Below are 13648 nucleotides of genomic sequence, written 5' to 3'. Positions count from 1 at the left end.
CAGCATCCTGCGCCTTATAGCACGCCACATTACTTCAGGTCAGACTGCACCTGATGCAGCGGTTTTGCCCACGGATTTTTCGCCTGCACATCGGCAGGCAGCGTGGTGACCGCGCGTTTCGCATCATCTTTCGAAGCGTAAACACCCGTTACCAGCACATACCAGGGCTGACCGTTACGCGTGGTCTGATAAACCACGTAGTTTTTCAGGTTCTCTTTCTTCGCCCAACCGTTCAGGTTGTCGTAGTTAGAAGAGGAGCTGAGCTGGAGCGTATAGTGGCCGCCAGGCGCAGATTTCAGCGAGTTTACATCGCCTGCGGATTTCGCCGCGCTGGAGGCAGCAGTTGCAGCAGGCGCCGTCGTTGCCGCAGGGGCAGTGGTAGACGTTGCAGCCGGAGCCGGAGTGCTCGCCGTCGCAGCCGGTTTCGCCGGAGCGGTGGATGCAGCCGGGGCTTTCGTAGCCGCGGTTTCGGTGTGTTTTGGTGGCTGGGCAACAGGCTTCGGTGCAGTTACCGGCGCCGGTTTCGCCGCTGCGGTCGTTTGCGGCTTGCTCTGCGGTTTCGGTTCAATCACCGTTTGCTTGCGTTCAGGACGCGTGGCCGCAGTCTGCTGACGCGGTGCGCTTTCCGTTGCCACCGGGCGAGATGCCGCGCCGTTACGGACAGGCGCAACGGTTGCCGGTTCAGTCGGCAGCGTGGAGTTCACCACCACGTTATCGACCTGGCCCTGCTGCTGAGTCAGTGCGTTATTCAGATCGCCCTGCACTTCAACACGCTGTTGACCTTCCGGCGCAGCGGCTGGCTGGCCCTGAGTCGGCGTGGAAGAGATTGGCGGCAGAGAAACGTCCTGCTGCGGGTTAGCGCCAGCGGTCTGTTCTGCCGAAGTGGTGCCCGGCGCAGGCTGAGTGCCATTAGCCTGATCGGCAGCATCACCGGAGAGATCGATATTCTTTTCCGTCGACGCGCTCTGGTCGCTGGAAGAGGAAGACGGTGATTTCAGCGCCGAACCGATGCCGACAATCAGCAGCAGCAGCACCAGAATCCCGACGCCCATCATAATGTACTGGCGAGAAGCCGGTTTACGCGGTGGGGATTTACGTTTACGCGGACGACGCTCGACGACTTCTTCCGCCTCTGCATCATCTTCGTCGTCATACAGCTCATCTTCGGGCTCGACATCTTCACGTGCCTTGCGGCTACGGGCCGGACGGCGCTCATCCGCTTCCAGCTCCACATCATCAAAGTTGATCTGTGGCTCATTGTCACGATCGGAAGATTGACGAGAGCGACCAGTACGACGATCGCTGGGATCGGGTTTCAGCTCGTCTTCTGGTTTAAATTCATCCATTTAACACCCCACTAAAAGGCTCACGCCCACAACTATTGCACTTCACCTGAAGATAAAACGCCGCGCGAACGCGGCTTGACCTTTCTTATTGTTGCGCCTGCTGAGTATCAGCGATAGCGCCAAGAACCACATCATGCGATACGCCGCCGCGTACTTCACTTTTACCGATTGCCAGCGGGAGGACAAGTCGCATCTCACCGGCTAAAACTTTTTTGTCACGCATCATGTGCGGCAGATACGCTTCGGCAGACATCTCCTGCGGGCCTGAGACCGGCAGGTTTGCGCGTTTAAGCAGCGCAACAATACGCTGCGTCTCCTCGGGCTTAAACTGGCCTAATCGTTCAGACGCGTGCGCCGCCATTACCATGCCAGCAGCTACGGCTTCACCGTGAAGCCAGTTACCGTAACCCATCTCGGCCTCAATCGCATGTCCAAAAGTATGTCCAAGATTGAGTAAAGCACGTAAGCCGGTTTCTCGCTCGTCCGCGGCGACAACTTCTGCTTTTAATTCACAGCAGCGACGAATGCAGTACGCCATCGCTTTTTCGTCAAGCGCCATCAACGCATCGATATTCTCATCCAGCCAGTCGAAGAACGGCGCATCGAGAATAATGCCATATTTGATAACTTCGGCGAGGCCGGAGGAGAGTTCACGAGCCGGCAGCGTTTTCAGGCAGTTCAGATCAACCACCACAGAAGCCGGTTGCCAGAACGCGCCAATCATATTTTTACCGAGAGGGTGGTTTACGGCCGTTTTGCCGCCAACCGAGGAGTCCACCTGCGAAAGCAGAGTGGTGGGAACCTGAATAAAGCGCACGCCGCGCTGATAGCTCGCCGCCGCAAACCCGGTTAAGTCGCCGATGACGCCGCCGCCAAGAGCCACCAGGGTCGTGTCGCGACCGTGCGGTTTTTGCAGTAATGCGGTAAACACGGTATCCATCACCGCCAGGCTCTTGTACTGCTCGCCATCGGGAAGGATCACGCTGTCCACTTTAACGCCAGCCTGTTCCAGCACAGAACGGACGTTATCAAGATAGAGCGGCGCCAGCGTTTCGTTGGTGACCAGCATAACCTGGCAGCCAGACTTGAGCGGTAAGAAGGAAGCTGGATCGTTAAACAAACCAGCCGCGATGGTTATCGGGTAACTACGTTCCCCGAGAGTTACAGTAAGCCTCTCCATAACGCGACGTCCACCTTGGTTACTTATATTCGCTTATACGCTTTACGCTGACGCTTTGCTCGCGGGTCAGTATCAGTTGCTTTCCAGCATATGAATGATCTGGTTCGCGACCACTTTCGCACTCTGATCATCAGTACGGATAGTGATATCGGCAATCTCTTCATACAGCGGGTTACGCTCATCAGCCAGCGCAACGAAGACTTCGCGCTGCGGCGCATCAACCTGCAACAGCGGACGTTTTTTATCGCGCTGCGTGCGCGCAAGCTGTTTCTCGATGGTCGTTTCGAGATAGACAACCACGCCGCGGGCGGAGAGACGATTGCGCGTTTCGCGAGACTTCACAGAGCCACCGCCTGTCGCCAGAACAATGCCCTGCTTTTCCGTCAACTCGTTGATGATCTTTTCTTCGCGGTCACGGAAACCTTCTTCGCCTTCGACATCAAAGACCCAGCCCACGTCAGCGCCTGTTCTTTTCTCAATCTCTTGATCAGAATCGTAAAATTCCATATTGAGCTGTTGGGCTAACTGGCGCCCAATAGTGCTTTTGCCGGCACCCATAGGTCCAACCAGAAAGATATTGCGTTTCTCTGCCATTTTTTTGGTACTACTAAGACTATTCGTTAATGATAAATCCGCGCCGCAAATACTTTGGCGTCGCTGGACATGAACTGAAACCTCTTGTGCGATACTGCGAGAGTCAGACTGAAAATTATCTCAATACTCCGGCTGGTTTGGCAACAGATTAAATTACCGCCCCGGAGGAGACCGAATAGAGTGCGCCGACGCTCAAATCGGTACTCCTTGTATGCTAAATCGGCCCTCACGTCAAACACCTGACGCCAGTTCGTAAAGAAATTTCAGCGATTATCGGGCTGAAATGATCCTCGGCGTGATAAACACCACCAGCTCCCGTCGCTCATTATCTTTGCCATCATGGCGAAAAAGTTGCCCCAATAACGGAATATCGCTCAGTAAAGGTACACCATCACGCGCAGTTTTGTTTTTTTGCGAGAAAATTCCGCCCAGCGCCAGCGTCTCCCCGCTCTGCACTTCCACCTGGGTTTCAATTTCCTGTTTATCAATCGCCAGCACTTCGCCATCAGCCTGTTGCAGCACCTGACCAGGCATATTCTCGCTGATGTGCAGTTTCAGGCGAACACGATTTTTTTGCAGCACCGTCGGTGTCACCTCCATTCCCAGTACCGCCTCTTTAAATTCTACCGACGTCGCGCCGCTTTCCCCGCTGGAGACCTGATAGGGTATTTCGCTGCCCTGTTTGATGCTGGCGGGTTGTAGGTGAGAAGCCAGCAAGCGAGGGCTGGCGATAATCTCCAGTTGCTGCTTTTGCTCCAGCGCCGAAAGTTCCAGTTCCAGCAGGCGACCATTGATACGGCCAATATTAAACCCGCCACGGGTGGTTGCATCCGCCACCGAAAGATCGCTACTGAGTGAGGTGATTTTCCCGAGCCCCGGCGGATTTGCCGCGTCCGCCAGCGTCCATTTTACGCCAAGCTCACGCAGGCTCTTTTCATTAATAGTGACAATATGCGCCGCCAGCTCAACCTGCCCTACGGGGATATCCATTTCACTGACCCAGCTATCGAAAAGCGGTAAATGCTTTTCATCGTCGCGCAAAATAAGCCGATTGGTGCGTTTATCGACAGTGAGCGTACCACGCGGGCTCAATAGTTTTTCTCCGGCTTTGGCAAGCTCAGCCGCATCGGCGTGATACAGCACGATACTGCGGCTTTTCAGCGGCAGTGTCTGCTGGCGCTTCTCCTGCTCGGCTTGCGCCTTTTGCTGACGCGCCTCCTGCCAGGCCTGAGAGTGGATGGATATTACATTCCCCTGCTGCGTCATCGTGAGCCCACCGCTGGTCAGCACGGTTTGTAGCGCCTGTTTCCAGGGCACATTTTTAAGCTGCAACGACAGTACGCCCTGCACATCCGGTGCGATAACCATATTGCGCTGTTCGACATCCGCCAGGCTTTGCAGCACCTGTGCGATTGGGACATCATCCACCACCAGCGACACGTTTTTGCTGGCTGCCAACAGTGGCTGCAGTAACAGCACCAGCAGGCTTATCCTTTTTATCATTCGTATTTTCTCCTTTGATGACTCGCCAGTGCGAGGGGTCACACTCTGCCCCAAGATTGAGGGTCAGGTTTTCTGCCGTTATCTCTGCAATGCGCCAGCGTGAATTGAGCATCGCATCGCGCTCCACGCGTCGCCATTGGCCTTTTTCATCACGCAAAAAGCCAATCTGCCGCAGCCCGTCATCAACATGCCCGGCGTATTGCAGCAGGCTGAGCTGCGCGGTATGGCAGGGGTCGTCAACCGGAACAAAGGGATCGCGCATTGCCAGTAGCAATGGGGCGAGCAGCACTATTACGCAGCGTGGATCAATCCCCATCATGCCCCTCCAGTTGTAGCGTCAGCATATGCCGCACTACGCCAGCTTTAATCGAAAAGGCCATGACCTGCATGTCACGTTCGGCAAGCAGTGCAAAAACGGAAGGTATTTGGTTCCACTCAATTTCCAGCGCCAACTCGCCGCCGCGACCAGCGGGCGTCCAGCTCACCAGTTCAGAACCCTGGCGTTGAAAATCAACAGGGGAAAATGGCTTACCCGCCGCCACAGTTTTCTCTTCTATAGGCAGAAGTGCCCTTTGCCGTGACATCACGCTTTGCCAGCGCGCAGCCCGTAAAGCTTGTTGTTGCTGCCACGCAGTGCGCTGCGCCTCCTGCAACGTTGATTCCGGGCGCAATAGCGCCAGCATACCGATCGCCGCTATCGACACGATTCCGGCGAGCCCTGCTTGCCAGCGTTCAGGGAGCTGCATCGGCGACGCTCCTTTTGATCTGGTAATTAAACAGCCAGCGTCCCGCATCATCGCGCGTCATCTTTCCGGCAACAGCCGGATGAAACTCCGCAATGTGCTGCATCGTCTCATCGAGCGCATGCAGGGCAGAAAAGCGGTTCAGTACGCCGGAAAGCGTCAATACGTCATTCTGATAACCAAGCCCGGTAAGCCATGCCTGTTCAGGCAGTTGAGCGGCGAGCGCCTGTAAGCGCGCCTGCCAGGCAAGAGTTTTCAGGCGGGCGGACGCTTCACGCTGTAATAGCTTCTGCGCCTGCTGCCGCGCATTGAGTTGTTCTTCGCGCAGGGTCAGCGCGCGCAGCAACTGGCGCTCCGCCTCGATTTTCTGCGCCAGAGCGGCGTTGCTGAGGCGCAGATCCCCCAGTCGGATACCGCCTGTGACCATTGCCAATAACAGCATGCCTGCCACAATCAGACACCCGCGAAAGCGTCGCCTTCGCAGACGAGATTGCCGCCAGGGAAGAAAATTAACCCGTGTCGTCATGCCTGTGCCCCCAATGCCAGAGCGATAGCCACGGCAAAGTCATCGCCTTCGCCCGGCAGAGGGGGATACTTCTGCCCGATTACACTCCAGGGGTCAAAACAGATGGCCCCACCAACGTGGGTCGTGCATTGAACCAGCCCCGTCGTCGCCAGCCGCGCCTCCAGGTGAGACAGCGATGGCGTCTGTTCAAGTTCAGCACTCCCCCAGCCCGTCGCGTTGGCCCATAGCCACTGATTTGCGTCATGCCACGCCAGCCCATTCCACTCAGCGGAAAGCCAGGGGAGGAACTGCCGTAATGCGCTGGCATCGGGCGTTACCGCCGTCACCTGCAAACGCAGGGCGCGCGCAACACGTTGTAGCTGCTCGACATCCTTGCGCCGGGCAGCAGTCACGCTCCAGCCGTCTGCCTGCGGACTTTGTTGATAATCAAAACACAGCGCCCCGGGCTCCATCGCCACCTGCTGCGCCATCGCACTGGCGATCCACTGTGCCTGTTCGCTGTCGCGCAAGGTCATGGCGGCCTGTGGAAGGGTTTTCTGCAGTGTGCGATTCGCCGGAAAAGCCAGGCTTACCGCGTGTTGCCACGGAAGCTCACGCCGCCAGGGCGAGAGAGTCGCCACCAGCGCGTTTTCCGTCTGTGGAGGTGAAAGAGAGGAAAAATCGGCGGGAAGCGGGAGAAGCCACCAGCGACGCAGCGCCCAGCCGCCGCGCACACGCTGGAGCGCGAGAGCCGCAATTTTATCCTGTTGAATATGAAGACCAATTTGCCAGCATCCGAAAGCCATTTCGTGATATCCCTTAAACGCCATCATAGTGACGGCTATATCAATGCATCTGGCTTGCCTTTATACTACCGCGCGTTTGTTTATAAACTGCCCAAATGAAACTAAATGGGAAATCTCCGGTGAAGTTCGTAAAGTATTTATTAATCCTTGCAGTCTGTTGCATTCTGCTGGGAGCAGGCTCGATTTATGGCCTCTACAAGTATATTGAGCCCCAGCTTCCTGATGTTGCGACGCTCAGAGACGTGCGTCTGCAAATTCCAATGCAGGTTTATAGCGCAGATGGCGAGCTAATCGCCCAATATGGCGAAAAGCGGCGTATTCCGGTCACTCTCAGCCAGATGCCACCTGAACTGGTGAAGGCGTTTATCGCCACGGAAGATAGCCGTTTCTACGAGCACCACGGGGTTGACCCGGTGGGGATTTTCCGTGCCGCCAGCGTCGCGCTGTTCTCCGGCCATGCCTCGCAGGGTGCGAGTACCATCACCCAGCAACTGGCGCGTAACTTCTTCCTCAGCCCTGAAAAGACGCTGATGCGTAAAGTAAAGGAAGTGTTCCTGGCGATACGCATCGAGCAGTTGCTGAGCAAAGATGAGATCCTCGAACTCTACCTGAACAAAATTTATCTCGGCTACCGCGCCTATGGCGTGGGTGCGGCAGCGCACGTCTACTTTGGCAAATCTATCGATCAACTCAGCCTGAGCGAAATGGCGGTGATCGCCGGTTTGCCAAAAGCCCCGTCCACCTTCAACCCGCTTTACTCTATGGCGCGCGCTACCGCACGGCGTAATGTGGTGCTTTCGCGTATGCTGAGTGAAAACTATATCAGCCAGGCGCAGTACGATCAGGCGCGCGGCGAAGCTATCGATGCGGATTACCATGCGCCGGAAATCGCCTTCTCTGCCCCGTACCTTAGCGAAATGGTGCGTCAGGAGATGGTGAAGCGCTACGGCGAGCAGGCGTATGAAGATGGCTATCGCGTCTACACCACCATCACACGTAAAAACCAGCAGGCGGCACAATTAGCCGTTCGCACCAACGTGATGGATTACGACATGCGTCACGGCTATCGCGGCCCGTCTAATGTGTTGTGGAAAGTGGGCGAGACGCCGTGGGACAGCAAGAAAATCACCGACTCTCTGAAAGCCTTGCCGACATACGGGCCGCTGCGTCCGGCCGTCGTCATGTCCGCCAGCGCCACGGAAGCCACCGCGCAACTGGCCGATGGCAGTACGGTGTCATTGACGATGGAGGGCGTTCGCTGGGCGCGCGCTTACCGTTCCGACACCGCGCAGGGGCCAACCCCACGCCGCGTCAGCGAAGTGGTGCAGGCCGGTCAGCAGATTTGGGTTCGTCAGGTTGGCGGAGGCTGGTGGTTATCACAGGTACCGGATGTCAACTCGGCGCTGGTGTCCGTTAACCCGCAGAATGGCGCGATTATTGCGCTGGTCGGCGGTTTCGATTTCAACCAGAGCAAATTTAACCGCGCCACTCAGGCGCTGCGTCAGGTGGGCTCCAACATCAAGCCGTTCCTCTATACGGCGGCGATGGACAAAGGCTTAACGCTCGCCAGCATTCTTAACGATGTGCCTATCTCCCGCTGGGATGCTGGTGCCGGCTCTGACTGGCGTCCGAAAAACTCACCGAACGAATACGCAGGGCCAATTCGTCTGCGTCAGGGTTTAGGTCAGTCGAAAAACGTCGTGATGGTTCGCGCGATGCGCGCAATGGGGGTCGATTACGCAGCGGAGTATCTCCAGCGCTTCGGCTTCCCGGCAGAAAATATCGTCCGCACGGAATCTCTGGCGCTGGGTTCGCCTTCCTTCACGCCACTACAGGTCGCACGCGGCTACGCAGTGATGGCAAACGGCGGCTTCCTGGTTGATCCGTACTTTATCAGCAAGATCGAGAACGATCAGGGCGGCGTCATTTTCGAGGCAAAACCTAAAATCGCTTGTCCGGAGTGCAATATTCCGGTGATTTACGGCGAAACGCAGAAATCCGGCGTGCTGGAAAACCAAAACGTCGAAGATGTTGCCTCCTCGCAAATACCGCAGAATGCCAGCGTCCCCATGCCGCAGCTTGAGCAGGCTAATCAGTCTCTGGTTGCCCAAACAGGCGCGCAGGAGTACGCCCCGCATGTGATCAACACCCCGCTGGCGTTCCTGATTAAGAGCGCGCTGAATACTAACGTCTTCGGCGAACCGGGCTGGCAGGGCACCGGCTGGCGCGCAGGTCGTGACCTGCAACGTCATGATATCGGTGGGAAAACCGGGACGACTAACAGTTCGAAAGATGCATGGTTCTCAGGCTATGGCCCGGGCGCTGTCACCTCTGTGTGGATTGGCTTTGACGATCACCGCCGCGACCTGGGAAGAACCTCGGCGTCAGGTGTCATTAAAGATCAGATTTCCGGTTACGAGGGGGGAGCCAAGAGTGCGCAACCCGCGTGGGACGCGTTTATGAAAGCCATTCTGGCCGGAGTGCCGGAACAGCCGTTAACACCGCCGCCGGGTATCGTCACTATCAATATCGACCGCAGCACCGGCCAGTTGGCCAGCGGCGGCAACAGCCGTGCCGAGTACTTTATCGAAGGGACTCAGCCAACGCATCAGTCGATTCGCGAGGTGGGCACGGAGATTATCGATAACGGGGAAACGCAGGAATTGTTCTGAGTGGGGTTTTGCCTCCCCACTCTCACCCTCTCCCACTGGGAGAGGGAACCGAACGAGCAAACAAGCAAGCCGGGTAAGCGAAGCCACCCGGCAAAACGGCAACTTTCTTTAAAGCCTGCCCTGCCCCTTCAACCACTCCCGCACCAGAAACAGCGCACTCACATTACGGGCTTCGCTGAAGTCCGGCTCTTCGAGCAGCTCCATCATATTGGCAATCGGCCAGCGCACCTGCGGCAGCGGCTCGGGTTCATCCCCTTCCAGCGATTCAGGATAAAGATCTTCCGCCACCACAATATTCATCTTGCTGGAGAAGTAAGACGGCGCCATGCTGAGCTGCTTCAGGAAGGTCAGATTGTTCGCTCCGAACCCCACTTCTTCTTTCAGTTCACGGTTAGCCGCTTCAAAAACGGATTCGCCGGGATCGATCAACCCTTTTGAGAAACCCAGCTCGTAGGATTCTGTACCAACGGCGTATTCGCGGATGAGGATTAAGTGATCGTCGACCACCGGCACAATCATGACGGCTTCGCGCGTCGACGGTTTCATGCGCTCATATACGCGACGTACTCCGTTACTAAACTCCAGATCCACGCTTTCAACATTAAACAAACGGGAGCGAGCGACCGTTTCAACATGGAGAATCGTGGGTTTTTGTAATGGTTTACTCATTTGACCGTTCTTTGCTGTGATAACTGCTGTCATTGTGGGCCAGCCGCTGCATTCCGGCAATTTAAAAAGACCGTTATTTACATTTTCGTAACTATTGTTTTTATCCATCCCCATTTGCACAAAAAAGTCAAGAAATTGAAACAAATTTGAGAATTTGCTGATATTACCGACATCAGGGGTTTGTTATCCTCACGAGTTACGATAGTGTGCAACAAATCTTTTAAGACTTGGGTCATTCGCATTAAGAGTTAATAATAAAAAAGGCGAATGAAGCGACCTGTAAGAATAAGGATAATGGCAATAGCATGGGCACCTTGACTCTCTTTACCGCTGCGTTGCTGGTCTGTGCACTGTTGGCGGTCTGGTTATTGCGCATGCGAGCAAAGCGACGCCGCTTACCCTGGCTCCATGCGTTTCCTGGCGCAACCACTCGTAAACTGACCGACGAAGAACGTCGCGGCATAGAGAACTATCTCGAAGATCTCAACCAGAGCCAGCAACTCCCGGCATCGGGTTCAACTATTGCGCCGACGCTGCTCTCCCTGAATGCCCAAAGCAATACCGTTTTTGCGCTAACCCGCGCCATTACCCGCTACGGCATCACCACCGACGACCCCAACAAATGGCGCTACTTCCTGGATTCCATCGAAGTCCATTTACCGCCTTTCTGGGAGCAACACATCAATGACGAAAACAGCATTGAGCTTATCGTCACCGATGACATTCCGCTGGTGATTGCGCTCAACGGCTACACGCTGAAAGAGTACACGCTTGAAGGCCAACGTAAGGCGCTGGAGTCCCCAACCTCAACACAGGCCTCCATTCGTGGAGAAGAGAGCGAGCAGATTGAACTGCTCAATATTCGCCAGGAAACCCATGAGGAGTACGCACTCAGCCGCCCGGATGGGTTGCGTGAGGCGCTGCTGATTGTCGGCGCATTTCTCTTTTTCTATTGTAGTCTGGTGCTACCTGCCGTCTTTACGCCCTGGCTGCTGGGCGGTGCGGTGCTGCTGCTGCTCGCCGGAATGTGGGGGTTATTTGCGCCGCCAACCAAAACCGCGCTGCGCGAGATCCACTGCTTGCGCGGGACGCCTAAGCGCTGGGGATTATTTGGCGAAAACGACCAGGAGCACATTAACAACATCTCACTGGGGATTATCGACTTAATCTACCCACGTCACTGGCAACCGTTCATCGCGCAGGATCTGGGCCAGCAAACCGATATCGATATCTATCTTGACCGGCATGTTGTGCGCCAGGGACGTTTTTTGTCGCTGCACGACGAAGTTAAAAATTTCCCGCTTCAGCACTGGTTACGCAGCGCCGTCATCGCCGGTGGCGCACTGCTGGTTGTCGTGATGCTGTGGATGAGCGTACCGCTTAACATGCCCTTTAAGTTCACCCTCTCCTGGCTGAAAGGCGCGCAGGTAATTGAAGCGACGACCGTCGATCAGCTCGAAAAAGCGGGTGTTCGCGTGGGCGATACGCTACAACTTCAGGGAACCGGGATGTGTAATATTCATTCGCCTGGCACCTGGACTGCGCAGCAGAGCTCTCCTTTTCTGCCGTTCGATTGTTCACAAATCATCTGGAACAATGCGCCACGCCTGCCGCTACCGGAATCAGATATCGTAACCAAAGCGATGGCGCTGGTTCAGGCGGTTAACCGTCAGTTGCATCCGACGCCTGAGGATAACTCGCGTGTAAGCCCGGCGCTGCGTTCTGCTATTCAGAAATCCGGCATGGTGCTGCTGGATGACTTTGCCGAGATCGTGCTGAAAACCAAAGATCTCTGTTCAGCCGCCGATGAGTGCTCGCGTCTGAAAAATGCGCTGGTCAACCTGGGCAACACGCGCGACTGGGAGACGCTGGTGAAGCGAGCTAATTCCGGTCGGCTGGATGGCGTGAACGTCCTGCTACGCCCGGTAAGTGCCGAATCGCTGGATAATCTGGTTGATACCTCTACAGCGCCGTTTATTTTGCGTGAGACCGCCCGCGCCGCGCAGGCGCTTAACAGCCCGGCTCCCGGCGGCTTTCTGGTCACCAGCGATGAAGGCAGTGATTTAGTCACCCAGCCTTATCCGACGATGACCCTCTACGATTATCCTGCCCACCAGCAATGGAACGAGTTTCAGCGCCTGGCTGGGATGCTAATGCACACGCCATTCCATGCAGAAGGCATCGTCACCAATATCTATACCGACGCCAATGGCACACAGCACATTAACCTGCATCGCATGCCGGACAGCAGTGGCCTGTGGCGCTATCTGGCAACCACCCTGCTGATGATTGCGATGATTATCTGCGCCGTCTATAACGGCGTTCAGGCCCTGCGCCGTTATCAGCGTCATCGCGAGCGGTTGATCGAAATACAGAAATATTACGAAAGCTGCACCAATCCTGTTCTGCTCTCCAGTCCTGAAGATTACGAGCGGGATCTGCCGCACGAGTAACCAAATCTGGCATTAAGCAGAGCGCGACAGGTTATGCTAACCTGTCGCGCATTTCTTTCGCTGGAGGCTCACCATGCACTTTGATATCGCCTGGCAGGACGTCGACACGGTTCTGCTGGATATGGACGGTACGCTGCTCGACCTCGCATTCGACAACTACTTCTGGCAAACGCTGGTTCCTGAAACTTACGGCACCCTGAAAGGCCTTTCGCCACAGCAGGCGCGCGATGCTCTGCGCCAGGAGTACCACGATGTGCAACATACGCTAAACTGGTACTGTCTTGATTACTGGAGCGATCGGCTGGGTTTGGATATTCGTGCGATGACCAGCGAGCAGGGATCACGCGCCGTGCTGCGTGAAGATACCGTGCCGTTTCTCAACGCCTTACAGGCGAGTGGTAAGCGACGCATCCTGCTGACTAACGCCCATCCACACAACCTTTCCGTCAAGCTTTCGCATACCGGTCTTGATGCACACCTTGATTTATTACTTTCCACCCACACATTTGGTTATCCGAAAGAGGATCAGCGGTTGTGGCAGGCGGTAGCGGAACATACGGGGCTGAAAGCGGAGCGCACGCTGTTTATCGACGATAGCGAAGCGATTCTGGACGCAGCGGCGACATTTGGTATTCGCTACTGTTTAGGCGTCACCAACCCGGACTCCGGTCTGGCGGAAAAAAGCTATTTGCGTCATCCCGCCCTGAATGATTACCGTCGTCTGATCCCCTCACTCACGTGAAGGAGCGACCATGAAAGAGAAATCCGCAGCGGGCGTTCGGCTGGATAAATGGCTATGGGCCGCGCGTTTCTATAAAACCCGGGCGCTGGCGAGGGAGATGGTTGACGGCGGCAAGGTTCACTATAACGGGCAGCGCAGCAAGCCCAGCAAGATAGTCGAACTGAACGCGCAGATAACCTTACGTCAGGGCAACGATGAACGCGTAGTGGTAGTGAAAAACATTACCGAACAGCGCCGTCCGGCAAGCGAAGCCATGCTGCTTTATGAAGAGACAGCGGAAAGCATTGAGAAGCGCGAGAAAGTCGCGCTGGCACGTAAACTCAACGCGCTGACGATGCCGCATCCGGATCGACGCCCGGATAAAAAAGAGCGCCGCGACCTGATGAGATTTAAATATGGCGACAGTGAGTGACTGTTGCCTCAAGAGAGAAAATT

Annotated in this window: 13 protein-coding genes; 4 read left to right on the top strand and 9 right to left on the bottom strand. The window is 55.8% G+C overall.

The genetic code is table 11. From position 1 onward, the window contains the following. Positions 1–29 precede the first annotated feature (29 nt). The 8 genes from damX to VSR74_RS17670 form a co-directional block, all read right to left on the bottom strand. Positions 30–1346, bottom strand: coding sequence for a cell division protein DamX (damX, locus tag VSR74_RS17705; RefSeq protein ID WP_347795928.1), 1317 nt, complete (start codon positions 1344–1346; stop codon positions 30–32). 85 nt (positions 1347–1431) lie between these two features. Next, positions 1432–2526 carry a 3-dehydroquinate synthase gene (gene aroB, locus VSR74_RS17700; RefSeq protein ID WP_347795927.1) on the bottom strand — a complete coding sequence of 365 codons (1095 nt, stop codon included), beginning with the start codon at positions 2524–2526 and terminating at the stop codon, positions 1432–1434. A 72-nt stretch (positions 2527–2598) separates the two neighbouring features. Further along, positions 2599–3120: a shikimate kinase AroK gene (gene aroK, locus VSR74_RS17695; protein WP_015962691.1), complete on the bottom strand. Its 522-nt coding sequence runs from the start codon at positions 3118–3120 to the stop codon at positions 2599–2601. A gap of 270 nt (positions 3121–3390) precedes the next feature. Continuing rightward, positions 3391–4623, bottom strand: coding sequence for a DNA uptake porin HofQ (gene hofQ / locus VSR74_RS17690; protein ID WP_347795926.1), 1233 nt, complete (start codon positions 4621–4623; stop codon positions 3391–3393). After that, on the bottom strand, positions 4541–4942 hold the full coding sequence (locus tag VSR74_RS17685) for a HofP DNA utilization family protein (RefSeq protein ID WP_347795925.1): 402 nt from the start codon (positions 4940–4942) through the stop codon (positions 4541–4543). Before VSR74_RS17685 ends, hofQ begins: the two co-directional genes overlap by 83 nt. Continuing rightward, on the bottom strand, positions 4929–5369 hold the full coding sequence (locus tag VSR74_RS17680) for a HofO family protein (protein WP_347795924.1): 441 nt from the start codon (positions 5367–5369) through the stop codon (positions 4929–4931). Before VSR74_RS17680 ends, VSR74_RS17685 begins: the two co-directional genes overlap by 14 nt. After that, a complete protein-coding gene (locus VSR74_RS17675; protein WP_347795923.1) occupies positions 5356–5892 on the bottom strand; it encodes a PilN domain-containing protein in 537 nt (178 codons plus the stop codon). Before VSR74_RS17675 ends, VSR74_RS17680 begins: the two co-directional genes overlap by 14 nt. Further along, complete coding sequence (locus VSR74_RS17670) at positions 5889–6677, bottom strand: pilus assembly protein (RefSeq protein WP_347795922.1); 789 nt, start codon at positions 6675–6677, stop codon at positions 5889–5891. The genes VSR74_RS17675 and VSR74_RS17670 overlap by 4 nt, the downstream gene beginning before the upstream one ends. A 119-nt stretch (positions 6678–6796) precedes the next feature. Between VSR74_RS17670 and mrcA the strand changes: the two genes are divergently transcribed. Further along, positions 6797–9349: a peptidoglycan glycosyltransferase/peptidoglycan DD-transpeptidase MrcA gene (mrcA, locus tag VSR74_RS17665; RefSeq protein ID WP_347795921.1), complete on the top strand. Its 2553-nt coding sequence runs from the start codon at positions 6797–6799 to the stop codon at positions 9347–9349. A 108-nt stretch (positions 9350–9457) separates the two neighbouring features. On the opposite strand, the gene nudE is transcribed toward mrcA, so the two are convergent. After that, complete coding sequence (gene nudE / locus VSR74_RS17660; protein ID WP_347795920.1) at positions 9458–10018, bottom strand: ADP compounds hydrolase NudE; 561 nt, start codon at positions 10016–10018, stop codon at positions 9458–9460. Between the two features lie 305 nt (positions 10019–10323). On the opposite strand from nudE, the gene VSR74_RS17655 reads away from it, so the two are divergent. The 3 genes from VSR74_RS17655 (at position 10324) to hslR (ending at position 13625) form a co-directional block, all read left to right on the top strand. After that, positions 10324–12471, top strand: coding sequence for an intracellular growth attenuator family protein (locus VSR74_RS17655; protein WP_347795919.1), 2148 nt, complete (start codon positions 10324–10326; stop codon positions 12469–12471). A 73-nt stretch (positions 12472–12544) separates the two neighbouring features. After that, a complete protein-coding gene (yrfG, locus tag VSR74_RS17650; protein ID WP_347795918.1) occupies positions 12545–13213 on the top strand; it encodes a GMP/IMP nucleotidase in 669 nt (222 codons plus the stop codon). A gap of 10 nt (positions 13214–13223) precedes the next feature. Continuing rightward, positions 13224–13625 (top strand): ribosome-associated heat shock protein Hsp15, encoded by a 402-nt coding sequence (hslR, locus tag VSR74_RS17645; RefSeq protein ID WP_347795917.1) that lies wholly within the window; start codon positions 13224–13226, stop codon positions 13623–13625. Positions 13626–13648: the final 23 nt, after the last annotated feature.

This window comes from Pseudocitrobacter cyperus (genome assembly GCF_039889165.1).
In the GTDB taxonomy this organism is placed as follows: Bacteria; Pseudomonadota; Gammaproteobacteria; order Enterobacterales; family Enterobacteriaceae; genus Pseudocitrobacter; species Pseudocitrobacter cyperus.
Note: the sequence above shows the minus strand (reverse complement) of the source record. Positions and strands in the feature narration are given on the sequence as shown.